This window comes from Pinirhizobacter soli (assembly GCF_015905305.1).
GTDB lineage: Bacteria > Pseudomonadota > Gammaproteobacteria > Xanthomonadales > Rhodanobacteraceae > Pinirhizobacter > Pinirhizobacter soli.
Window position 1 is genome coordinate 501,047 of record NZ_JADZLQ010000002.1, and the last position, 22,920, is coordinate 523,966.

18 protein-coding genes are annotated in these 22,920 nt (G+C 64.6%); 4 read left to right on the forward strand and 14 right to left on the reverse strand.

Annotated elements, in window-relative coordinates; all coding sequences use genetic code 11:
- Positions 1 to 4 precede the first annotated feature (4 nt).
- A complete protein-coding gene (locus NDK18_RS12155) occupies positions 5 to 1,258 on the reverse strand; it encodes a putative bifunctional diguanylate cyclase/phosphodiesterase (protein ID WP_250623791.1) in 1,254 nt (417 codons plus the stop codon).
- Positions 1,255 to 2,472, reverse strand: a complete 1,218-nt coding sequence (locus NDK18_RS12160; protein ID WP_250623792.1) for an HD-GYP domain-containing protein — start codon at positions 2,470 to 2,472, stop codon at positions 1,255 to 1,257. Before NDK18_RS12160 ends, NDK18_RS12155 begins: the two co-directional genes overlap by 4 nt.
- A 216-nt stretch (positions 2,473 to 2,688) precedes the next feature.
- Between NDK18_RS12160 and msrA the strand changes: the two genes are divergently transcribed.
- Entirely contained in the window at positions 2,689 to 3,375 is a 687-nt protein-coding gene (gene msrA / locus NDK18_RS12165; RefSeq protein WP_250627910.1) for a peptide-methionine (S)-S-oxide reductase MsrA, read from the forward strand.
- Positions 3,376 to 3,387: 12 nt separating this feature from the next.
- On the opposite strand, the gene hutU is transcribed toward msrA, so the two are convergent.
- Positions 3,388 to 5,058, reverse strand: a complete 1,671-nt coding sequence (gene hutU / locus NDK18_RS12170) for a urocanate hydratase (RefSeq protein ID WP_250623794.1) — start codon at positions 5,056 to 5,058, stop codon at positions 3,388 to 3,390.
- Between the two features lie 140 nt (positions 5,059 to 5,198).
- On the opposite strand from hutU, the gene NDK18_RS12175 reads away from it, so the two are divergent.
- Complete coding sequence (locus NDK18_RS12175) at positions 5,199 to 6,455, forward strand: alkaline phosphatase family protein (RefSeq protein ID WP_250627911.1); 1,257 nt, start codon at positions 5,199 to 5,201, stop codon at positions 6,453 to 6,455.
- A 126-nt stretch (positions 6,456 to 6,581) separates the two neighbouring features.
- On the opposite strand, the gene NDK18_RS12180 is transcribed toward NDK18_RS12175, so the two are convergent.
- From NDK18_RS12180 to NDK18_RS12190, 3 genes are all read right to left on the reverse strand, one after another.
- Complete coding sequence (locus tag NDK18_RS12180; RefSeq protein ID WP_345777080.1) at positions 6,582 to 9,575, reverse strand: TonB-dependent receptor; 2,994 nt, start codon at positions 9,573 to 9,575, stop codon at positions 6,582 to 6,584.
- Positions 9,576 to 9,687: 112 nt separating this feature from the next.
- On the reverse strand, positions 9,688 to 10,704 hold the full coding sequence (locus tag NDK18_RS12185; protein WP_250627912.1) for a helix-turn-helix domain-containing protein: 1,017 nt from the start codon (positions 10,702 to 10,704) through the stop codon (positions 9,688 to 9,690).
- Between the two features lie 19 nt (positions 10,705 to 10,723).
- Entirely contained in the window at positions 10,724 to 11,020 is a 297-nt protein-coding gene (locus tag NDK18_RS12190; RefSeq protein ID WP_250623797.1) for a hypothetical protein, read from the reverse strand.
- 167 nt (positions 11,021 to 11,187) lie between these two features.
- On the opposite strand from NDK18_RS12190, the gene NDK18_RS12195 reads away from it, so the two are divergent.
- Both NDK18_RS12195 and NDK18_RS12200 read left to right on the forward strand, forming a co-directional pair.
- A complete protein-coding gene (locus NDK18_RS12195; protein WP_250624431.1) occupies positions 11,188 to 11,901 on the forward strand; it encodes a response regulator in 714 nt (237 codons plus the stop codon).
- Entirely contained in the window at positions 11,898 to 13,370 is a 1,473-nt protein-coding gene (locus NDK18_RS12200; RefSeq protein ID WP_250623798.1) for an ATP-binding protein, read from the forward strand. Before NDK18_RS12195 ends, NDK18_RS12200 begins: the two co-directional genes overlap by 4 nt.
- On the opposite strand, the gene NDK18_RS12205 is transcribed toward NDK18_RS12200, so the two are convergent.
- Genes NDK18_RS12205 through kdpF form a run of 8 tightly spaced genes read right to left on the reverse strand, consistent with a single transcriptional unit; the run spans position 13,367 to position 22,864 of the window.
- The gene (locus NDK18_RS12205; RefSeq protein ID WP_250623799.1) at positions 13,367 to 14,068 is read right to left on the reverse strand and encodes a response regulator; all 702 of its coding nucleotides are present in this window, start codon (positions 14,066 to 14,068) and stop codon (positions 13,367 to 13,369) included. The two genes, NDK18_RS12200 and NDK18_RS12205, sit on opposite strands and share 4 nt — an antisense overlap.
- Positions 14,065 to 16,722 (reverse strand): sensor histidine kinase, encoded by a 2,658-nt coding sequence (locus NDK18_RS12210; RefSeq protein ID WP_250627913.1) that lies wholly within the window; start codon positions 16,720 to 16,722, stop codon positions 14,065 to 14,067. Before NDK18_RS12210 ends, NDK18_RS12205 begins: the two co-directional genes overlap by 4 nt.
- A gap of 25 nt (positions 16,723 to 16,747) precedes the next feature.
- Positions 16,748 to 17,323: a potassium-transporting ATPase subunit KdpC gene (gene kdpC, locus NDK18_RS12215; protein WP_250627914.1), complete on the reverse strand. Its 576-nt coding sequence runs from the start codon at positions 17,321 to 17,323 to the stop codon at positions 16,748 to 16,750.
- A gap of 10 nt (positions 17,324 to 17,333) precedes the next feature.
- Positions 17,334 to 18,773, reverse strand: a complete 1,440-nt coding sequence (locus tag NDK18_RS12220; RefSeq protein WP_250627915.1) for an outer membrane beta-barrel protein — start codon at positions 18,771 to 18,773, stop codon at positions 17,334 to 17,336.
- Between the two features lie 26 nt (positions 18,774 to 18,799).
- Positions 18,800 to 18,976, reverse strand: a complete 177-nt coding sequence (locus NDK18_RS12225; RefSeq protein WP_250623803.1) for a hypothetical protein — start codon at positions 18,974 to 18,976, stop codon at positions 18,800 to 18,802.
- Positions 18,977 to 19,010: 34 nt separating this feature from the next.
- On the reverse strand, positions 19,011 to 21,077 hold the full coding sequence (kdpB, locus tag NDK18_RS12230) for a potassium-transporting ATPase subunit KdpB (protein WP_250627916.1): 2,067 nt from the start codon (positions 21,075 to 21,077) through the stop codon (positions 19,011 to 19,013).
- 3 nt (positions 21,078 to 21,080) lie between these two features.
- Positions 21,081 to 22,775, reverse strand: a complete 1,695-nt coding sequence (gene kdpA / locus NDK18_RS12235) for a potassium-transporting ATPase subunit KdpA (protein WP_250623805.1) — start codon at positions 22,773 to 22,775, stop codon at positions 21,081 to 21,083.
- Positions 22,772 to 22,864: a K(+)-transporting ATPase subunit F gene (gene kdpF / locus NDK18_RS12240; RefSeq protein ID WP_250623806.1), complete on the reverse strand. Its 93-nt coding sequence runs from the start codon at positions 22,862 to 22,864 to the stop codon at positions 22,772 to 22,774. Before kdpF ends, kdpA begins: the two co-directional genes overlap by 4 nt.
- Between the last annotated feature and the right edge of the window lie 56 nt (positions 22,865 to 22,920).

Below are 22,920 nucleotides of genomic sequence, written 5' to 3' on the forward strand. Positions count from 1 at the left end.
CTTATCAGCCCGTGGCGGCAACGGCGCCGTGCGAGCGCTCGTGGACGTATTGCACAGCCGGCGCGGGACGACCCAGGTGATAGCCCTGCAGGTAATCGCAACCCATGGCGATCAGCTGGTCCATGGTGGCGGCATCCTCCACCCCCTCGGCCACCGACTCCAGCTTCATGCGACGGGCGACGTCGACCATGGCGCCAACCAGATGGCCGGTATGGGCGTCGGCGAGCATGGTGCCGACGAAAGACTTGTCGATCTTCAGTTCCGTGGCGGGAAAGTGGCGAAGGTACGAGAACGAGGCGTAGCCCGTACCGAAGTCGTCGATGGCCACGCGCACGCCTCGGTCGCGGAACCGCCGCAATACGCGCACGCTCATGTCAAGGTCGGTGAGGATCGCCGTTTCGGTCACCTCCACGATCACGTTCTCCGCCGGTACGTTCCATATCTCCAGCGCGCCCAGGAACTGTTCGGTGAAGCCTCTTTCCACGAACACGCGCGGGGACAGGTTCACCGAGACATCAAGCATCACCTGTGCGTCGCGCATGGCTGCGGCGTGGCGGAGGCTGGCGTTGAGGTTCCACCGCGTGAGCGGAATGATCAAATCGCTACGCTCGGCAAACGGAATGAAATCCGAAGGCATCACCATGCCGCGCGTGGCCGAGGTCCAACGGCTGAGTGCCTCGACGCGGGCCACCTTGCCACTGGCGCAATGCACCTGCGGCTGGAAGTAGACCTCCAGGCGGTTGGCCTCGATGTCGTCGCGAAGTTCACCGTAGAGGATCTCGATCTGGGTGCCTTCGGTCTCGTACATGGCGAACGGCTCGCCCGTGCGCATGGCTTCGTCATGAGCCATTTCGGCCCGGCGGCACAAGAGCTCGGCATCCACGCCATGTTCGGCGTAGAGCGCCCCGCCCACCACCGCACGACCAAGCCACGGACGGCTTGGGCAGGCCAGGGGTTCTTCGAACGCGCTCAACAACCGTGTAGCCGCCAGCAATGCATGAGTGCGGTTGCGCAATGACGGCAGTACCGCGATGAAAGTGTCCTCGCCTGCCTCGAACACCCTGTCGACATGACGCAGCAGGCGCACGACGCGCTCGTACGCCGCGCGCATGATCTGGTTGCCGAAATCATAGCCGTGGCGCAGCTGAGCCTCGCGCATGCCCCGCAGGCGCAGCACCAGCACGCCGCAAATGGCCTCCTCTGCCTGCCTGTCCAGCATCACCTGGATCGTGCTGAACAGGTTGGCCCGCGGGGTCATGACAGGAAATAGTCGGCCGGGTCGATGCCATAGGCACCGACCGGCAGCGTGCGGATGACTTCCCGGCGGTCTTCGCCCGATTCGGCGATAAGGTCGACCACGATGAAGTCCGCGGTGGGCGACTTGCCGCGGTCGGTAAGGATCACCACCTTCGGCTGCAGGCGGCGCGACTGGTTCTGCACCATCACGATGGCCACTTCACCGCTATTGAGCTCCACCAGGGAACCTGTGGGATATACCCCCAGGCAAGCCTGGAACTGCTCCACCAGTTCGCCCTGGAATTCGCTCTCGCGCGCACTGTAGATGCGGCGCAGGGCCTGGTGCCGGGACAGCGCCACGGCATATGGCCGCGAAGAGCACATCGCGTGGTAAGTGTCGATGATGGCAGCCATGCGGCCAGCCAGGGGAATGGCCGTACCTGCCAGGCCATCGGGATAACCGCTGCCGTCGAAGCGTTCGTGGTGCGTGCGGACCATATCGCGCACCTCGCTGTCGAGCATGGCCGATTGGTCGAGGATGTCCATCCCTTCGGCCACGTGGGTGCGCACCAGCATCATCTCGTCGTACTCGAGCGGTCCCTGCCTTGCGAGAAGTTCCGGCGGCAGTTGCGACTTGCCCACGTCCAGCAACAGGCCGCCGGCGGCCATGCTGACAATGGTTTCCTCGGCAAAGCCCATGTGGCGCCCGAACGATGCGGCCAGGGCGCTGCAGCCGATCGCATGGTTATAGATATAGCTGGCGCGCCGGCGCAGGGCATCGATCCAGAAGAAGGCATCGCTCGACCGCAGGATGCTCTCCACCAGGGGACGGACCGCACGGTCGACGTCCTCGGGCGAGATCACGCCGGTATCGGCAATGTCCTGCATGATCTTCTCGATCGACTGCGTGGCGTTGTCGAAAGCCTCCCGAGCCCGCGGTGCCTCTTCCTCGAACGTCGCAGTGTCGGCGTACACCACCGCGCGCTGGAAGCGGTTGCCGCTCTGGATGCGCTTGCGCAACGACTGCAGGCGGGTATCGGCCACCAGCTGGCGCTGGGCATCGACGTAGACGAACTCGCACCATTGGGCGAGGCCCTCGATGTCCTCAGGCGAGCCGATCTCGATGCCTTGCAGGGGGTACGGCGTGCCGTCCCACGGGCGGTCGAGCCGGCATACGAACATGCCGATCTCCAGGTTGCCCACCTCCACCCTGCGTTCGACCAGTTCGTAGGCCACGTCTTACCCCAATGCCAGCAAGTGCCATAATCGCTTTACCATCAATAAGTTAGCGAGACGGCTTCGATGCGCCTGCCGCCGCGGAGGTCTCGTCGACGGCAGGCTACAAATCATTATCGACAGGGCTGCCGCTAACTTGATAGGCCTGTATGGAATCGCGGCCCATGCCGGTCTGCTTGGATGGGCCCGTTCGGCCCATGCAGCGAGGTTGCCACCATGATTCGTCGTTTTCCCCTCATCGCCGCCCTGGCCATCGCCGCCGCCGGCGCAGGCTTGGCCTACGCGCACACCGAAGGACTCGCCCTGCCCGACCCCGTCGCCGCGCCTGCCACAGCCGTGGGCGGTGATGAAGTGGCCGTGTTCGCCGGCGGCTGTTTCTGGGGTATCGAAGCCATCTTCGAACACACCAAAGGTGTGAAGTCGGCCACCACCGGGTATTCCGGCGGCGAGGCAAAAACCGCCCACTACGATGAAGTCAGCGATGGCGACACCGGCCATGCGGAGTCGGTTCGCGTGGTGTTCGACCCCAAACAGGTGAGCTACGGCACCTTGTTGAAGGTGTTCTTCTCGGTGGGACTGGATCCGACCGAAAAGAATCGCCAGGGGCCGGACTCAGGCACGCAATACCGCTCGGTCATCTTCGCCACCTCGCCCGGACAACAGCGCGAAGCGTCCGCGTATATCGCGCAGCTGGACAAGGCCAAGGTGTTCGACGCGCCGATCGTGACGGAAGTACAGCCGCTCAAAGCGTTCTATCCGGCTGAAAACTACCATCAGGATTACGCGTTGCTTCATCCGGACAACATGTACATCGTGATCAACGATGCGCCGAAGGTGGCCAACCTGAAGAAGTTGTACCCAGCGCTATACCGCGACTGGACGCCATCGACCGTGTCACGTTGATGGCATCGGATTTCAGATCATCGGCAGGTTAAGCCCCTGCTCCTTTGCGCAGGCGATGGCGTCGGGGTAACCGGCGTCGGCGTGACGCATCACGCCGGTGCCGGGATCATTCCATAGAACACGAGCGATACGGCGATCGGCATCGGCGGTACCGTCGCAGACGATCACCACGCCTGAGTGCTGGCTGTAGCCCATGCCCACGCCGCCGCCGTGATGCAGGCTTACCCAGGTAGCGCCGCCAGCCACGTTGAGCATGGCGTTCAAGAGTGGCCAGTCGCTTACCGCATCGCTGCCATCGCGCATGGCCTCGGTCTCGCGGTTGGGGCTGGCGACGGAACCTGAATCCAGGTGGTCGCGGCCGATCACCACCGGGGCCTTCAATTCACCGTTGCGGACCATCTCGTTGAAGGCAAGGCCAAGCTTGTGGCGCACGCCCAGACCCACCCAGCAGATGCGCGCGGGCAAACCCTGGAAGCTGATGCGTTCGCGGGCCATGTCCAGCCAGCGGTGCAGGTTGGTGTCGTCAGGGATCAGTTCCTTGACCTTGGCGTCGGTCTTGTAGATGTCTTCGGGATCTCCCGACAGGGCCACCCAGCGGAACGGCCCGATGCCACGGCAGAACAGCGGTCGAACGAACGCCGGAACGAAGCCAGGGAAGTCGAAGGCGTTGGTGAGCCCTTCGTTCTTCGCCATCTGGCGGATGTTATTGCCGTAATCGAAGGTGGGTATACCCATCGCATGGAAGGCCAGCATGGCTTGAACGTGGGTGCGCATCGACTTCATCGCGGCATCGCGCGTGGCCTCGGGCGCGGACTTCCGGCGCTCGAACCATTCCTCCACCGTCCAGCCGGTGGGCAAGTAACCATTCACCGGGTCGTGCGCGCTGGTCTGGTCGGTAACGGCATCCGGCCGTACACCGCGGCGCACGAGTTCGGGCAGGACATCGGCGGCGTTGCCCAGGAGCGCGACGGATTTTGCTTCTCCCGCTGCCGTATATTTGGCAATGCGCGCGAGCGCGTCGTCGAGGTCGGTGGCCTGCTCGTCGACGTAACGCGTTTTCAGGCGGAAATCGATGCGGCTCTGCTGGCATTCGATGGTGAGCGACGATGCACCGGCGAGGCTCGCTGCCAGCGGCTGCGCGCCACCCATGCCGCCGAGGCCCGCGGTAAGGATCCACTTGCCCGAAAGGCTTCCGCCGTAGTGCTGGCGGCCCAACTCGACGAAGGTCTCGTAGGTGCCCTGCACGATGCCCTGCGAACCGATGTAGATCCACGAGCCAGCGGTCATCTGGCCGTACATCATCAAGCCCTTGCGATCGAGCTCGTTGAAGTGTTCCCAGTTGGCCCAGGCCGGCACCAGGTTGGAATTGGCGATCAGCACGCGCGGGGCATCGGCGTGCGTGGGGAACACGCCCACGGGCTTGCCCGACTGCACCAGCAGGGTTTCATCTTCGCGCAGCTCGCGCAGGGCGCGCAGGATGGCATCGAAGCATTCCCAGTTGCGTGCAGCGCGGCCGATACCGCCGTACACCACCAGTTCCGCAGGATTTTCCGCCACGTCCGGATCGAGGTTGTTCTGCAGCATGCGGAACGGGGCTTCGGTGAGCCAGCTACGGCAGCTTAATTCCGTGCCACGTGGTGCGCGGACGATGCGGGTGGTGTCGATGCGGGTGGGTGCGGTCATGGTGCCCTCGGCGCGCGATGCGTAAGCCTCCGATTATGCGGGGCCTGCGCAGGTGGGGAAAGGCACGCCGCAGCATGCCGTGAAGCCGTCATGGGATTTTGCCATCATGGGTGGTCTTCCCCCTTGACTGTCTTGCCCGCATGAAGCCTATTCCCTGCCTGCTCCTCGCCCTGGCCCTGCTTGTCGGCTGTGCCACCACCCCGCCGGTGCCCGCGCCTGCCCCGGTGAAGGAGCGCATCGTGCTGCTGGTATCCATCGATGGCTACCGCGCGGATTACCTCGGCCGGCACTTGAGCCCCACGCTGGAAAAGCTTGCCGCCACCGGCGTCCACGCCACCGCCATGCAGCCTTCATTCCCGTCGCTGACCTTCCCCAACCACTACGCCATCGTCACCGGCAAGGTCCCGGACCATTCAGGCATCGTCAACAACACGATGGTCGATCCTGCGCTTGGCCGCTTTTCCATGGGCAAGCGCGAGGCTGTTGCCGATGGACGATGGTGGGAAGACGCCGAACCTGTCTGGGTCACCGCCGAGCGCCATGGCATCCACGCGGTAACGATGTTCTGGCCAGGCTCGGAAGCCGCGATCGAAGGCATCCGGCCTAGCCATTACCTGCCGTGGGACGAAACAGTCACGCCCGATGCCCGTGTCGACCAGTTGTTGGCGTGGCTCGATGTCCCGCCCGCGCAACGACCGCGCCTGGCAACGCTCTACTTCGATGCGGTGGACCACCAGGGCCACAAGTTCGGTCCTGATTCGAAAGAAGTGAACCAGGCCATCACCACCATCGACCATGCCATGGCGCGCCTTGTCGCCGGCCTTGGGCAACGGAACCTGCTGGGCAGTGTCGACCTGATCGTGGTGTCCGACCACGGCATGGCCGCCACGCCGGCCGACCAGGTGATCCTGGTCGATGACATCGTGGACCCTTCGACCGTCGATGTCGTTGCCACCGGAACGCTACCGAGCTTCAACCCGCTGCCCGGGCACGATTTCGCCAAGGCGCAGGCCGCATTGCTCGCCCCGCACGACCACATGGCCTGCTGGCGCAAGGCGGATATCCCGGCACGCTTCAACTACGGCCACCACGAGCGCGTGCCCGCGATTGTCTGCCTGCCGGACGTCGGTTGGCAGGTCACCACCAAGGCCTCGTTGGCCAAGCGCACCGACCCGCTGTCGCTTGGGCAGCACGGATACGACAACGCCGACCCATCGATGCGGGCATTGTTCATCGCCAACGGCCCATCGTTCGGCCGCGGCGTGACCATCGGCGAATTTCCCAACGTGGATGTCTACGACCTCGTCATGCACCTGCTCGGCCTGCCGCCGCTGCCCAACGATGGCAGCCTGGCACCGTTGCAGCCGGCGCTGGCTGAACCCACCCATTCGCGTTGATCTGCCCCGCGCCCCAAAAAAAGAGGCCGCCGGTGGGAAGCCGGCGGCCTGATCTGGGGAGAAACGTTGCGTCCAGGGGTGGGGCCGGGGAGCGGCCCGAACGCTTATTGTTGGTATGGGAAAAGGTCAGAAGTCGTAGCTGATGCCAAAGCGCAGGTAGCGCGGCGTGCTCCAGTACAGGACGCGCTCGTAGTTGGTGTTCGGTGCGGTGGACGACCCATGGATCGCATACGTGGCGGTAGCCACCGATTCGTTGAGGATGTTGTAGACCATCACGTTGAAGCCCAGCTTCTGCGCCGCCCACATCGGGCGATACTCGGCTGAAAGGGAAATGATGTGCTGCCAGGGCTGGCGGCCGGCATCGCCCGGGGCCGAAGCCACGCCATCGCAGTAGTGGTAGTAGCTGCCGTAGCCCACCGGGTTGCTTTCATCCGCGCCGTAGTAACCCAGGCAGGTCTTGGGCGCGCCGGACAGCAAGGCGACGTTGCCCGAGAGCATCCATTCCGGCGCCACTTGCCACGAGCCGTAGATCTTCAGCTGGTGTTTGCGGTCGTTGGACAGCAGGCCGTTGGAATTTTCCATCAGCTTGCCAAAGTCCCAGTCGACCGTGGCCGACACATCCGTCTGCCCGATGTCCGACCGTACCTGGCCTTCACTGTTGCCGTAGCTGCGTGAGTAGACATAGTCGATCTTGGCCTGCCAGGTGCCATCGAACGGATGTTCAAGGAACGTTTCCAGCCCGTAGTAGTTGCGCTTGGCGCTGGGCATGCCGAAGTCCTTGGCCGATACGGTGACTTCGTTGTAGCCGCCGGCGCCATTGGAGATACGGTAGGTATTGCTGCGGCCGGGGTTGGACAGGTAGCAACCGTTCAAACTGGTTGCGTCCACGTCGATGCCCAGCGACTGCGCCTTGGCGGCGATGGTGTCGGTATCGCAGATATCGTCCAGGATGTTGCGCAGCTTGCGTACCTGCCCCTTCATGCCCCAGACGTAATCCTGGGCGAACTGCTGGGTGAAGCCGAGCAGGTATTCATCCTGGTATTCGGACTGGATGCCCTTGGCGGCCACGGTCTTGGCATCGGGTGCCTGGCCATACTCGTTGTTGGCCGATACGGCGCCCCCGGTGGACGACGCCAGCTGTGTGAGCCCCGTCGGGTTGCCGTTGGCGTCGATGCCTGTGTAGGTGTAGTACTCGTTGGTATAGAGGGAACCTGCGGCAGCACGCAGCGCCACCGATGCAGGCATGGCCAAGTAGTAACGGCCGGCATTGCCGTACACCTTCAGCGACGAGTCGCCGTTCACGTCCCAGCTGAAGCCCAGGCGCGGCGCCCACTGCGGTTTGGTCATGCGCAGGAAAGCATCGCCATCGGGGTTGTAGTTGGTGAACTGGTCGTTGCGCAGGCCGATCTTCACCAGCCAGCGATCGTCCACCTGCCAGCTGTCTTCCACGTACTGGGCACGCTGCTTCACGCGCACCGAAGCCGACGTGCTGTAGAGGTACTTCGATACGTAGTAACCGGTCTCGCCGCCCGCGCCGGTGTTGGGGGCCGCCACGTACGGGCTTTCGCTGATCGCCGTATCCGGATCGCCGTATCCGTAGATCCACGCCGTGCCGGTCTGGCCGTCGTCGATATCGTGCGAGTTGAGGTTGTCGATGCCACCGGTGATGGTGTGGTCGCCGACCTTCCAGGAAAGATCAAGGCGAAGGTTGTTGCTGGTGGCGCGATGGCTAGGATCGGTGGCGGTAAGTACCGTCTGGGTGTTCACGATCGGCGAATCGCCGACGATCGCCGGATTCTCGACCTCCGATCCGCTGATATAGGTAAGGGTGGGATCGTAGCCGGGGGTCTGGCTGAAGTACGTCATCTTCTGCTTGCCGTAGAGGGCAGTCAGGGTGATGTCGTCGGTGATGTAGCTTGTGAACTTGGCGACGTAAACTTCGGCACTGTTCTTGGTCGACGTGGCGAAGCTATTGAGATCGCCGGTGGTCTTCGTGTCGTAGTCGTAGTTGTACAGGTTGCCCTTGTACGACGTCTTCGTCGACGCTCCGGTGAGCTCGAGGATATTGTTGTCGTTGATGTTCCAGTCGATCTTGGTGTACCACTTCGGGTTGTGGTACTCGTAGGCCGTGTTGTATGACGACGTCACCGCGCCCACGCTGTTGCCCGACTGCTTCTGCCCTTCCACGGCGGCGAATATGAACAGCTTGTCCTTGATCAGCGGGCCGCCTACATAAGCGCTTTCCGTGGCAAGCCACGAGTTGGTCTGCGAATAGCGGCGGTAGATTTCGCCGTCGTTGGCGCCGCTGACGTAATACGCATTGGGGCTGGTACCGCGGGCGAACGCGGGTGTCCACTGCACCTGGGCGCCGAAGTGCCAGTCATTGGTGCCGCGCTTGCCGGTCTGGCTGATCACGCCGCCGTCGGAACGGCCATACGCCGCACCGTAGCCGCCACTTAAGATTTCCTCCTGGTCGATTGCGCCGTAGGGCAAGCTGATGCCGCCGAATCCGCTCAAGGGGTCGGTGGTATTGAAGCCGTTGAGGTAATAGGCGTTCTCGGTGACCGACGAACCACTGAAGGCCACCAGCGAGCCGCCTGTTGTGCCGCTGGTGAACCCGCTGTAGCCAGGAACGACACCCGGGGCAAGCAGGGCAATCGCTTCGGCGCTGCGTGCAAGCGGCAAGCGCGCAAGCTGCTGCGAGGTGATCACTGTGCGGGCGTCCACGCTGGTCACGTCGATCGCCGGGAGCGCGGCCGCCGATACGGTCACGGCATCAAGATTCTTCGCGCCGGTGGCGAATGACACTTCCGTGCCCGAACCCACGCGCAGGTCGACGTTGCTGCGCGAATCGATGGTCGCGCCGTCCTTCACCAGGGACACCGAGTACGTGCCCAGGGGCAGCGACCCGATGGTATAGCGTCCGTTGGCGTCCACCGCCACTTCGCGCGTGACGCCGGAGTTGCTTCGCACCTGCACCGTCTCGCCCTCGGCTGCAGGTGCCTGGCCGAAGATGCTGCCCGTGGTGGCCTGGGCAAAGATGGCGGTGCTGCCCACCGCAAGGCCGACGGCGAGGCTGATGCGGCTAAGCCGCATCCATTGCAATTTGTTGTTGGACACTGCGTGTGGCTCCCCAAAGATGTTTTGAATGGCGACGGCACTGACGCTATCGCCTGTTAAATCTAGTGTTAGGTCCGGATGACGAAACGGCGGAAAATGCCGCGTCATTCGGCTATTCCTCGCCGGTGTGGCTCGCAGTGATCCGGGCGATGTTCCGGCTGTGTGCAAGCGCCGCCTGACGGAAGGAACGCGGAGATGCGCCATAGACGTCGCGAAAACTCCGACTGAAGTGCGTCATGTCGCCGAAGCCCCAGCCGTAGGCGATCTGTGAGACACCGCGATGGCGCAGTGCCGGATCAGCCAGCTCGCGCTTGCAGCGGGTGAGCCGCTCACTGCGCACCCAGCGCATCAGGGTGAGGTCCTCGTCGGAGAACAACTCGAAGAGATAACTCACCGACAGGCCAATGCCACGGGCAATCATCTCGGCGCACAGCTCCGGATCATCCAGGTGTTCGCGGGCAAAGCGGCGCGCCTGCTGCTTGTAGTGCAAGCGCAGTTGCGTGGCAGACAGGCGCGTCGGATCAGTGGTCTCGAGCGCCGCCGCCAACATATGCGGGATCGCGTCCAGTAGCCGGCTGGCCACGGCCTCGGTGAGGTCGCTCGCGCGATAGAAAATCTCCCTGAAGAGCACACGCAGGTAACCAACGGGCCCCCGGTCGCCAGGCAAGCCGATCGCCGATGCCATCGCCACCTGCGGTACCGCCTCGCGCAACGCCGTGATCGGCAGGTAGATCGTCTGCACCGTCGAGGCGCCGAACTCCAGCCGGAACGGGCGCGAAAGGTCGACCAGGCAAAAGTCATCCTGTGCGATGCGGCTTCGCCGCCCGTATTGTTCCACCGTGGCGTTGCCTTCAAGTTGAAGGCTCAAGAGGGCCGCCCCGCGGTGCGCTGGAGCGATCCCTTCGAAGCTCAGCACATGCGGGGCGTGGCGGAAGGTCGCCATGCGCAACCGCTCACCGGCGTAGCCGTCGAGCACCACGCGCGTGCCGGTGGCGCGCGGCGGCCCAAGTTCGAGGCCGTTCCAGAACGCGTCCGCGTCGTGCCATTGCGTGGCGTGCGCAGGCACCTGGCGTGCCCGGTGCACCAGCGGGGCCGCCACGGCCTCGCCGGCATCCCAGATGCGGGCCATGGTTGGGCGCATGGCTTCTTCAACCCCCCATCAACGCTGGCGCCGGCGGTGCGCCGGGGCCAGGTGGCGGCCCGGGTGGGGGCGCGAAGCCCTTGTCCAGCATGCACTGCTCGATCAACTCCGGGGCCACGGGGTGGGCAGAGTCGCCGCCCAAATCGGACCAGCAAGCCTTGAGCGCGACCTCCACCTTCGGATCATGCGGGGGACGGGCGGAGCTGCCTGCGGCCGCGGGCTCCTGGCCCCGGGCGCCTGCCGCGAAGGCCATACCGACGCCGAAGACAAAAAGCACGGCGGGGATCAACGGATAGGGTTTCATCAGGCGAGCGTCCTGGCGGCATGGGGTGTTTGTCACCACGCTACGGGCCCGCGATGGCCTGGCGTTGTCCCTTTATGTCCGCTTTGTGTCGGCATTTTTGCCCGCCTGGCAAACGCCCCGTAGACTCACCTGATGTAATGCCGCTCATGCAGGCCGAAGCCCTTGCCATGGACATGCAGTCACTCATCCTCGTCGTCGACGACGATCCGGAATTGCGGGAACTGATCACCGTATTCCTCGGTGGCCATGGCTATCGCGTGCAGGCGGCCGAAAACGCCGCGCAAATGTCGCTGGCCATCGAGCGCGAACGGCCGGACCTGGTAGTGCTGGACGTGATGATGCCCGGCGAGGACGGTCTTTCCGCCGCGCGCCGCCTGGCCGCGGAGAAAGGGCCGCCAGTGATCATGCTCAGCGCCCTGGGAGGCGACACCGACCGCATCATCGGCCTGGAAGTGGGCGCGGACGACTACCTGGCCAAACCGTGCAACCCCCGGGAGTTGCTCGCACGCGTGCGCGCGGTGCTACGCCGGACCAGCACTGCCGAGGACATCATGGCGGCCGACTCGCGTCCTTATGCCTTTGCCGGCTGGCGGCTGGACGCATTGCGCCGCGACTTGCGCGACCCTACCGGGATCTTCATCAACCTGTCCGACGGCGAATTCTCGCTGTTGCGCAGCTTCGTTGAGCATCCGCAGCGCATCCTGAGCCGCGACCAGCTGCTGGACCTGGTGCACGGCGGCCGGGCGGAGATATTCGACCGCGCCATCGACACGCAAATCAGCCGGCTGCGCCGGAAGCTCAATGACCGTTCGAAGGACGAACTGATCCGCACCGTGCGGAACGAGGGTTACATGCTGGTACCCAAGGTGGTACGCCTGTGAACCGCCTGCCCCGCCTGTCGATCTTCGCGCGCACCTTCGTGATGATGTTCATCGCGCTACTGGTGTCGGTGGCGATCGGCTATGCGGTACTGAACCTGCGCCCGCCCACGCAGCCGAACATGGTGAGCCTGTTCGAACTGGCTGCCGTGTTGCAGCCCGGGCGCTCACCTTTTGCCGGGCATGGTCCCGACGGCCATGGCGGCATGCCACCCCCGGGCGACGCCGGCGCCATACCCGATGGCAGGATGAACCCCGCTGGCGCGCCGCCTGCACCTCCACCGCAAGGCGAGCCGCCAGGCATGCCGCAAGGACCGGCCTTCGGCTCGCCGGGCCCTGGTGGCACCGGAGATATGGATGTCGCCACCAGCGCCAGCGCCCCGACACCACCGGCCCGCTTCGATGCCAAGGTTTCATCGCGGATGCTCATGCGGCTGTCGGCCCTGTTCAATGTTCCGGCCGAGCGCCTTCGCGCCTATGTACCGGCATCGGCCCTGGTGAGCGGCCCCGGGCCGATGGGCAATGTGCTCGGCCCGGGCTTCGTCATCGCGCTGCGCCAGGACGATGGCAGCTGGCGCGTGGCATCGCTGGCCGCGGAGCCCTTCCCCACCGCCCTGCAGGTACAGTTGGCGTGGCTTTTCGCCCTGGGCCTGCTGGTGCTGCTACCACTGGCATGGCTCTTCGCCCGCGCCCTTTCCGCACCGATCCAGCGTTTCGCCCAGGCTGCACAGCGGCTGGGCAGCGACACCAGCGCGCCACCCGTGCCGCGCGAGGGCCCCAGGGAAATGCGCCAGGCAGTGGATGCCTTCAATGCCATGCAGGCACGGATCAACCGCCTGCTGCAGGAGCGCACGCACATGATCGGTGCCATCGCCCACGACTTGCGCACACCGCTCACCCGTCTTTCCTTCCGCCTGGACGGCCTGCCCAGCCCGCTGGGTGAAAAGGTCGAGGGTGACATCCAGGAAATGAAGTCGATGATCTCCGCCGCGCTGGACTTCATCCGTGATCGTTCGCTCGGCGTGCATCGCGAACTCCTGGACTTCCGGCTGCTGGTGGAAAGCGTGGCCGACGACATGGCCGATGTCGGACATGAGGTGACGCTCCAGGACGGCTCCGCGATCACCATGCATGGCGATCCGTTGGCCTTGCGGCGTGCCGTGGTGAACCTGGTCGAGAATGGCCTGAAGTACGGCGAGCGAGTACGCATGCGCATGCGCACCACGGGAGCGGAATGCGTGCTGGAAATCGACGACGACGGGCCGGGTATCGCCGATGCCATGCAAAGCCAGGTATTCGAGCCGTTCTTCCGCCTGGAAACTTCGCGCAATCGCGACACCGGCGGCATCGGGCTTGGCCTTGCCACGGTGCGGGCGATCATCCTGGACCACGGCGGCAGCATCGCCTTGCGCAACCGCAAGGATGGCGGCCTGCGCGTGGCGCTGACCCTTCCCCTGGGCCAGGGGCTTTAAGGCGCGGTGCCGCCGACGAACCGGTAACCCACGCCGGCCTCGGTCTTCAGCCAGCGCGGCGCCGCGGCATCGTCGTTGAGCTTGTGCCGCAGGCGCCCCATGACGATGCGCAGGTAGTGGGTATCGCGCGCGTGCGTTGCGCCCCAGATTTCCCGCAGGAGCTGTTGCTGGGTGACTACCCGTCCGGCGTGGTGCAGCAGGTGCGCCAGCACGGCATATTCCTTGCGCGTGAGCGCCAGGGCAGCGCCATCGAGGAATACTTCGCGGCGAGCCAGGTCCACCACCAGGTGGCCGTCGTCATAACGCGGGGGTGCAGCCGGTTCCGCACTGCGGTTGCGCAGGAGTACACGCAGGCGCGCCATCAGTTCCTGGATGCCGAAGGGCTTGGTCACGTAATCGTTGGCGCCGTGGTCCAGGGCGTGCACCTTCTCGCGTTCACCGTCGCGGACGCTCAGCATCAGCACCGGCACCTGGCTCCATTGGCGCAACTCGGCCAATACCTCGTGCCCATCGCGATCGGGCAAGCCGATGTCCAGGATCACCAGGTCCGGCTGCTGGGTGGCCGCCTGGGCCAGGCCTTCCTCGGCCGTGGCGGCGGTGACCACGGTATAACCTTCCGCGCGCAGGCCGATGTCGAGGAACCGCCGGATCTGCGGTTCATCGTCGATCACCAGGATCCTTGCTGCAGAACCGCTCATGTCTTGGATTGCGGGGGCTCGCCCAGGGGAAGCATGATCCGCATGGTGGTCCCCCCGCCGTTCCCGGGCAAGGCCTCGACGCTTCCCCCGTGCGCGCCGATCATGCCCTGGCAGATGGCAAGGCCAAGCCCGGTGCCCTGCTTGGCCCGGTCGCCGCGGGATACGGAGTAAAACATGTCGAAAATACGCGTACGTTCTTCCTCGGGAATACCCGGGCCATGGTCGACCACGTCCACGCGCCACCAGCCATCGACCACCGACGCGCGCACCTGCACCGCTTCGCCCGGCGGCGAGAACCTGGCTGCGTTTTCCAGCACGTTGAACAAGGCCTGCTCCACCAGCGCCGGGTGGACATGCAACAGCGCCTCGCCCTGCACGGCATCGGCCACCACGCGCACCTCGGGGAAGGATTTGCGCACCCGCGACACGGCCGATGCCACGACATCCGCGCCATCGATCCAGTCACGGGCGAGCTTCAACCCTCCATGGCCCAGCCGGGTCATGTCCAAGAGGTTCTGGATGTAACGGTCCAGGCGCTCGCCCTCGCCCAGGATGGCCTGCAGCAATTCCCGGCGCTCGGCAGGCGGGATCTTGTCTTCGTAACCGAGCAACGTGCCCGCTGAACCGATCATCGAGGCCAGTGGGGAGCGCAGGTCGTGCGATACCGAAGACAGCAGCGCGTTGCGCAGCCGTTCGGTCTCGCCCTGCACCCTTGCGCCTTCCAGTTCATCGGCCAGGCGTGCGCGTTCGAGCGCCTGGCCGATGTCCTGCGTCATTGAAAGAGCCAGGCTCCGGCGGTCGGGGTCGGGCGCGGTGGTGGCGGCATCGAAGCGCAGGGCCACGACGCCCGCGGTGGAGCCTTCGCCGGCCAATGGCAGGATCCAGCACGAGGCCGCATTGATGGTATCGGTATAACGACCGGCCGCCTCGCCGTGACGTTCGCACCATTCGGCGGCAGCGATGTCCTGTGGCGACAGGGCCATGTCGTGCGGTGCGCCGGCGGCCACGTGCAGGTTGTTGTCGTCGCCTCGCAGCAGCAGCGCCGCCTCGCATTCCAGGGCACGCGCCAATGCCAGCGCACCGACACGGCGAATCGCCGCGCCATCGGTGCTGGTGGACAAGGCCTGGCCCAGCGCCAGCAAGGCGCGGGCCTGGGCGTGTGCGCCGCGCAACGACTGCACCTGCAGGGCGAGCCGGGTGGCAAGTCCGCTGCACACCAGTGCGGCCACCAGGAACAACACCACCGCAAGCACATCGTCGACGTTGGCGATGGCAAGTGTGTAACGGGGTGGAGCGAAGAAAAAGTTGTAGCCGAGGAAGCACAGCACGGCGGTGTATACCGCCACTGCCATGCGTGTGCGCACGGCCACCACCAACACGGCGGTCAGGAAAATCAGCGCAAGATTCGCCACCGAAAGGAAGCGGTCCAGGACAAAGGCGATGGCGAAGGCCACCAGCGTGGCGATGGTGGCGTAGGCGTATTCACGCGCCTTGCCCCAGCCCCCGGGCAATTGCAGGCGACGACGCCTGGTTTGCACCGTAACCGGCGTTGCCACGATAGTCACTTCAAGGTGCGAGCCTTCGCGAAGCAGGCGCTGGGTAAGCGAACGGCCCAGCATGCGTGCGATGGGACGCTCGCGCGTGCGCCCGACCACCACCTGGCCGACGCCCTCGCGATCGGCATGGGCCAGCAATTCCCCGGCGATGTCGTGCCCGCGCAACACCACCACTTCGCCGCCAAGGCTACGTGCCAGGCGCATGGCCGACTCCAGCCGCTCACGGCGCGCAGGATCGATGCCCGCGCCCGTCTCGACATGGGCCACGCCCCAGGGCGCGCCGCGCCTTTCAGCGATGCGCCGCACCATCCGCACCAGGTATTCACTTTGTCCCTGGCCATCGATGGCAGCCAGCACACGGCGGCGTACCGGCATGCTGCCGCCCCGCGCGAGCATGTGCTCGCGCAGGTCGCTATCGACGTGCCGGGCAATGGTGTCCAGCGCCAGTTCGCGCAGCGAGGCCAGGTTGGTCGGCGAGAAGAATGCATCCAGCGCCAGCGCCGCGGTGTCGGGCACGTACACCTTGCCCTGCCGCAGGCGGCCGATCAGTTCGCGGGGCGGAAGATCCACCAACACGATGTCACGGGCACGCTCCAAGAACGCATCAGGCACTGTTTCGCGCACGGTCACGCCGGTGATCCGTGCCACCTGGTCGTTCAGGCTCTCCAGGTGCTGAACGTTCATCGCGGTATAAACCTCGATGCCGGCCTCGAGCAGTTCCGCGATGTCCTGCCAGCGTCGCTCATGGCGCACGCCGGGGACATTGCGATGGGCAAGCTCGTCGACCAGGATCACCGCCGGCTTGCGGGCGAGTGCCGCATCCAGGTCGAACTCCTCGAAACGGCGGTCGCGGTAGTCCACCTCACGACGGGGCAGGACGGGCAGCCCTTCCAGCAGGGCTGCCGTCTCGGCACGGCCGTGGGTCTCCACCAGCCCCACCACCACGTCGATCCCGGACCGCTTCAATTCCCGCGCGGCCGAAAGCATGGCGAAGGTCTTGCCCACGCCCGGTGCTGCGCCCAGGAATATCTTCAGGCGGCGTTCCCCGGACACCTGCAACACGGCGTCGGCCCGGGCATCTCGAACTGGCTGGATCATGCGTGGTCGACCCGGTGCGAAGGCATTACTTTACCGCGCTGTCGAGCGCCATGTTCAGCGCCAGCACGTTCACGCCCGGCTCGCCGAACAGCCCCCACTGGCGGCCGCGCGTGGCACCGGCGATGAGTTCATCCACGCGGTCGCGCGGAAGGCCTCTCGCACGCGCCACGCGCCCGGCCTGGTACTCGGCGGCAGCCGGGCTGATCTCCGCGTCCAATCCACTGCCCGACGCCGTGACCAGGTCCACCGGAACCTGGGCGGTGTTACCAGGATCGGCGGCGCGCAGCGCGGCGATGCGATCGGATGCCGCCTTGGCCAGGGCGGGGTTGGTGGGACCCAGGTTCGAAGGCGACGACGCCGTCGCGGTATAGGGCGCCGGAGCCGTGGCGGACAGACGCCCCCAGAAATACTTCGGGCTGGTGAACGACTGGCCGATTAGCGCCGAGCCGATCGGCCGGCCGTTCTTCACGATCAGGCTCCCATCGGCCTGTGACGGAAACAGCACCTGCGCCAAACCCGTCACCACCAATGGATACGCGATGCCGGTGATCACGGTCATCAACAACAGCATGACCAACGCGTTGCGAATAAGCCTGCTCATGATGACTACCTCAGTAATGCAGAATGGCGTCGACCAGGGCAGTCACTTGGCTGCTCTTTTGGCCGGCGTTGTAGGCTGGGAAATCATAGGCGTGCTCGTAGCGAAGCTCCGGGCGAATTTCCAGATCCTGCGACACCCAATGCGTCAAACCAATCGTATGGCTGGAATACCGCGTCGCGTACCCGGTGCGTTGACCCTGTTCGTCGTTATAGAACTCGTTGCGAATCGAGATCATGTTGTGCGGATTGAGCTCGATGTTGAAGTAGTTCACGATGCCAAATGCCGGGTTATGGCCGGTCGGGAAATTCGGCGCCTCGCCCAACGGATAACCCGGCACGCCCAAGGGCGCGCCCTGTTGATCGCGCACGTAAATGCGATAAGCCTCGGTCAGCATGTGCACGTTGTGGCTGAAACGATGACCCCAGGTCAGCACGAATTCCTGCAGATTGTTATAGGTCTGCTTGGATTTGTTGTACGACTCCACACACGGATACAGCATGTCGTTGTTGGACGCCGACACCCAACGCACACAACCTTGCACGCTCAAACGACTGGTGCTGTCCCAGAACGCCGAATCATCGCCGCCGTGCACGCCAAACTGCACCGTCCACTGATCGTTGAGCTTGGTCGTGGTGATAATGCCGGTGTTGGTATACGCATCGACCGTGTAGAGAATGGAGTGCGTCAACAGATAGTTTTGCGGCGAGAACTGCGCCTCGATATCCGGGATGGACAGATAACGACCCATGGTTATCTGCATGCCCTGCGCCACCCAGGGAATGTACAGGTCGACATACCAGATCATCGGATCGTTGCCGTAGAGCTTACCCGGCAACGGACTGTTTGAATTGGGATGGTTGAGTAACTGGTCGCTGGTGACACCCTTCATGGTGGTGAAGTGGTAGTCGTAGCCATACAGGTCGTCGAAGTGAAAGCCCCAGTCCAGATGATCGGTCTGAACCGTGTCGGGCAAACGCTCAATTCGCAACAGCGCCTGATCAAACTCCACGCGATTGGGGCGCGTGGCGTAGGAAAGCGGATAGTTGGAAAAACTCGATGAGCTTACATTGGCTGACGGATTGATCCAGCCATAAACCTCGATACGGTTGTCCTGCATCCAGTGGCCCACCTTGGTACAGGCGAGCGCTTTCTCCAGTGGATACTGCGAGTTTGTGTCAGGCACACCAATCGGATTGTCGACGCCGCCGAGCTGCCACTCAGACGATGGGAAAGGCATCGAATCAAAGGGGGAATCCATGCCGCGACGCGCTGGTGCTGGCGCATTCGGATCGGCCGGCTGGGCATCCTCGCGATAGGCGGCGACCAGTCGCGAGCCGAAGCCCTTCGAACAATCGGCGCTGCCGGTAGCGGGTGCATCGTCGCTGGCCATGGCCTGGCCGGCCGGGAGGGCCAGCAGCAGTGCGAGGGCCAGCAGCTTCTTGTGGTACATGACTTCGATTCCTGGTGCGTTGACTGTCAAATGCCGGCGTAGCCGCCGAGTTCGTATTCATCCTGGACGCTCAATGCCTGGATGCCCGGCGCTGGCGCTACTTTCAGCAGGCGCGCCTCGTGCATCAGCGGATCATTGGCAGCGTTGTCCAGTTCTGCTTCCTGGGTGTCGTTCAAGGAAAACCTGATCAGGTGGGTAAGCACGTTCTCATTGCCTCGATGCTTGGGAAAAGGGGGATCACGCCGCGCCGATGGCGACGAGGATCAGGTCGATCAACTTGATGCCAAGGAACGGCGCGACGATGCCGCCCAGGCCATAGACAAGCAGGTTCCGCCGCAACAGCGCATCGGCGCCGAGTGCGCGGTATTTCACGCCACGCAGTGCCAGCGGTATCAACACGATGATGATCAGCGCGTTGAAGATCACCGCCGACAGGATCGCGCTCTGGGGCGTGGCCAGGTGCATCACGTTGAGCGTATTGAGCGCCGGATACGTGGTGGCGAACGCGGCCGGGATGATCGCGAAGTACTTGGCGATATCGTTGGCCAGCGAGAACGTGGTGAGCGCTCCGCGGGTAATCAGCAACTGTTTGCCGATCTCCACCACCTCGATCAGCTTGGTGGGGTCTGAATCCAGGTCCACCATGTTGCCGGCCTCGCGGGCCGCCTGGGTGCCGGTGTTCATCGCCACGGCAACGTCGGCCTGGGCCAGCGCCGGAGCGTCGTTGGTACCATCGCCGCACATGGCCACCAGGCGGTTCTCGGCCTGGATGTCACGGATCAGCTTCAGCTTGGCCTCGGGCGTGGCTTCGGCGAGGAAATCATCGACGCCCGCTTCGGCGGCAATGGCCGCGGCGGTCAGGGGGTTGTCACCGGTCACCATCACCGTACGGATACCCATGCGCCGCATCTGCGCAAAGCGCTCCTTGATGCCAGGCTTGACGATGTCCTTCAGCTCCACCACGCCAAGGGCACGTGCACCCTCCACCACCACCAGCGGCGTGGCGCCGCGACGGGCGACTTCCTCGGCCTGGCGGGCGACGCGCGGCGGCAGGTGGCTGCCATTGGCGTCCAGGTAACGGCCCACCGCATCGATGGCACCCTTGCGGATATGCCTGTCGCCGATGTCTACGCCGCTCATGCGCGTCTGGGCGGTAAAGGGTACGTACACCGCGTTGGTGATCACGCGCTCGGTAAGGCCGAACGCTTCCCGGGCCAGGGCGAGCACGCTGCGTCCTTCGGGCGTGTCGTCGGCCAGCGAGGCCAGCAAAGCCACTTCGGCCAGCGTCTGCGCCTGAACGTCCGGTGCCGGATGGAAGGCCACGGCCTGGCGGTTGCCGAGCGTGATGGTGCCGGTCTTGTCCAGCAGGAGCACGTCGACGTCGCCAGCGGCTTCCACGGCACGGCCGGAGGTGGCGATCACATTGGCGCGGATCATGCGATCCATGCCGGCGATGCCGATGGCCGAAAGCAGCGCGCCGATCGTGGTGGGGATCAGGCACACCAGCAGCGCAATGAGCACCGTGAGCGTGATCGGCTCGCCGGCATGGGCTACCTGCACGCTGTAGATCGAGTATGGCAGCAAGGTGGCACAGGCCAGCAGGAAGATCAGCGTGAACTTCGCCAGCAGGATGGTGAGCGCGATCTCGTTCGGCGTCTTGCGCCGGCTGGCGCCTTCCACCATGGCGATCATGCGGTCCAGGAAGCTCTCGCCGGGATTGCTGGTGATGCGCACCACCAGCCAATCGGACAGCACCTTGGTACCGCCCGTCACCGCACTGCGGTCACCGCCGGACTCACGGATCACCGGTGCGGACTCACCGGTGATGGCGCTTTCGTCCACGCTGGCGGTTCCGGCCACCACCTCGCCGTCGCCCGGCAGGTATTCCCCGGCCTCGACCAGCACCATGTGGCCGGTGCGCAGGTCCGTTGACGGGGTATAGGTCACCTGCGCGTCACGCAGGGGAGTCTCCACCCGCTTGGCGATCAGTTCCTTGCGCGAGCCACGCAGGGCGTTGGCCTGGGCCTTGCCACGCCCTTCGGCCAGCGCCTCGGCGAAGTTGGCGAACAGCAGCGTGAACCACAGCCATGCGCTTACGGCGAAGGAAAACCCCGAAGGCACTTCCCGGTGGCCGGAGAGGCCTGCAACCCAGATCAGGGTGGTGAGGATGCTGCATACCAGCACCACGAACATCACCGGGTTGCGGAACTGCATCCGCGGCGACAGCTTACGGAACGCATCCAGCACGGCGGTGCGGACCAGGGCGCGATCGAACGCGCGATTGGGAAGGGTGGCGGACGTCATAAATCAATGCCCCGCGGCAGCTTGGAGGTGTTCGGCGATCGGCCCAAGGGCCAGTGCCGGCAGGAAGGTGAGCGCGCCGACGACGACCACGATGCAGGCCAGCAGCACCACGAACAGCGGCGTATGGGTGCGCAAGGTGCCGGCCGAAGGCGGTACGTGGCGCTTGGCGGCAAGGGAGCCGGCCATGGCCAGCATGGCGATCGCCAGCGGGAAGCGCGCCAGGAACATGCAAACGGCCAGCAGGATGTTCCAGAACGGCGTGGTGGCGGAAAGCCCACCGAACGCGCTGCCGTTGTTGTTCGAAGCCGAACTCACCGCATAGAGAATTTCGCTGAAGCCATGGGCGCCGGGGTTACTGACCGCAGCGGTACCCGCCGGCACCAACACAGCGATCGCCGTACCGATGGTGACCAGCGCGCACGGCACAAGCACCGCCAGGCTCGCCATCTTCATTTCGTAGGCTTCGATCTTCTTGCCCAGGTACTCAGGCGTGCGGCCCACCATCAGGCCGGCGATGAACACCGCGACGATGGCGAAGGCGAGCATGCCGTACAGGCCCGAACCCACGCCGCCGAACACCACCTCGCCCAGCTGCATCAGCCACATCGGGATCAGGCCACCGAGCGGGGTAAGCGAGTCGTGCGCGGCATTCACCGCGCCGCATGAAGCGGCCGTGGTGATGGCGGCGAAGAGACCGGACGCCGCGATGCCGAAGCGCGTCTCCTTGCCTTCCATGTTGCCGCCCGATTGCAGCGCCGAGGCCTGCCCGTCCACGGCCAGCCCATGCAGCGCCGGATTGCCCGCCTGTTCGGCGGCCACCAGGCCCACGGCAAGGGGAATGAAGATCATGAGCATCGTGGCGAGGATCGCCCAGCCCTGGCGCTTGTCACCCACCATGCGGCCAAAGGTCAGGCACAGGCCGCCGGGAATCAGGAAGATCACCAGCATCTCGATGAAGTTGGAAAGCCCCGTGGGGTTCTCGAACGGGTGGGCCGAGTTGGCATTGAAGAACCCGCCGCCATTGGTGCCCAGCTGCTTGATCGCCACCTGCGATGCCGCCGGTCCCATCGGCAGCACCTGGCTGCCTGCATCGACATAGGCATGGAAATTCTGCACCACGCCCTGAGAAACCAGTACCAGCGCCATCACCAGAGACAGCGGCAGCAACACATAAAGCGTGCAACGGGTGATATCCACCCAGAAATTGCCGATGCCCGATGCACCGCGGCGTGCAAAACCACGCACCACTGCCACCAGTACGGCGATGCCCGTGGCGGCCGACATGAAGTTCTGCACGGCCAATCCGAGCATCTGCGTCAGGTAGCTCATGGTGGATTCGCCGGCATATGCCTGCCAGTTGGTATTGGTTGCAAAGCTCACCGCGGTGTTCATCGCCAAATCGGCGGACGGCGCCACGAAATGCTGCGGGTTCAGCGGCAGCACGCCCTGGAGTCGCTGCAGGGCATATAGCAGCAGCACCCCCGCCATGTTGAAGAACAGCATGGCCAGCGCGTAACGCTTCCAGCTCATGTCCTCGGCCGGCTCAATGCCGCAGGCGCCGTAGAAAATGCGCTCGAAGCGATTGCCGCCGCGGCGGTTATCGTCGAAAACAAAGGCCATGTAGCGGCCCATGGGCGCCACCAGTACCAGCAATACGGCCAGGAACACGGCGACCTGCATCAGTGCATTGGCAGTCATTCGAACCACTCCGGCCGCAGCAGGGCCACCACGAGGTACACGCACAGAAAGAGCGCGACCAGGGCCGCGATCACGTAAACGAGGGTCATGGGGAAAGTCCCGTCAGGAAGAACGCCGCATCAGGCGTTCGCAAACCAGCAAGAAG

Bases quoted from the DNA above. Each gene is read 5' to 3' on its own strand.
- hutU (WP_250623794.1), bottom strand. From the start codon at position 5,058: ATGACCGCACCCACCCGCATCGACACCACCCGCATCGTCCGCGCACCA.
- NDK18_RS12190 (WP_250623797.1), bottom strand. From the start codon at position 11,020: ATGAAACCCTATCCGTTGATCCCCGCCGTGCTTTTTGTCTTCGGCGTC.
- NDK18_RS12210 (WP_250627913.1), bottom strand. From the start codon at position 16,722: ATGATCCAGCCAGTTCGAGATGCCCGGGCCGACGCCGTGTTGCAGGTG.
- kdpA (WP_250623805.1), bottom strand. From the start codon at position 22,775: ATGACTGCCAATGCACTGATGCAGGTCGCCGTGTTCCTGGCCGTATTG.
- msrA (WP_250627910.1), top strand. From the start codon at position 2,689: ATGATTCGTCGTTTTCCCCTCATCGCCGCCCTGGCCATCGCCGCCGCC.
- NDK18_RS12175 (WP_250627911.1), top strand. From the start codon at position 5,199: ATGAAGCCTATTCCCTGCCTGCTCCTCGCCCTGGCCCTGCTTGTCGGC.
- NDK18_RS12155 (WP_250623791.1), bottom strand. From the start codon at position 1,258: ATGACCCCGCGGGCCAACCTGTTCAGCACGATCCAGGTGATGCTGGAC.
- kdpF (WP_250623806.1), bottom strand. From the start codon at position 22,864: ATGACCCTCGTTTACGTGATCGCGGCCCTGGTCGCGCTCTTTCTGTGC.
- NDK18_RS12185 (WP_250627912.1), bottom strand. From the start codon at position 10,704: ATGGCCCGCATCTGGGATGCCGGCGAGGCCGTGGCGGCCCCGCTGGTG.
- NDK18_RS12195 (WP_250624431.1), top strand. From the start codon at position 11,188: ATGGACATGCAGTCACTCATCCTCGTCGTCGACGACGATCCGGAATTG.
- kdpB (WP_250627916.1), bottom strand. From the start codon at position 21,077: ATGACGTCCGCCACCCTTCCCAATCGCGCGTTCGATCGCGCCCTGGTC.
- kdpC (WP_250627914.1), bottom strand. From the start codon at position 17,323: ATGAGCAGGCTTATTCGCAACGCGTTGGTCATGCTGTTGTTGATGACC.
- NDK18_RS12220 (WP_250627915.1), bottom strand. From the start codon at position 18,773: ATGTACCACAAGAAGCTGCTGGCCCTCGCACTGCTGCTGGCCCTCCCG.
- NDK18_RS12205 (WP_250623799.1), bottom strand. From the start codon at position 14,068: ATGAGCGGTTCTGCAGCAAGGATCCTGGTGATCGACGATGAACCGCAG.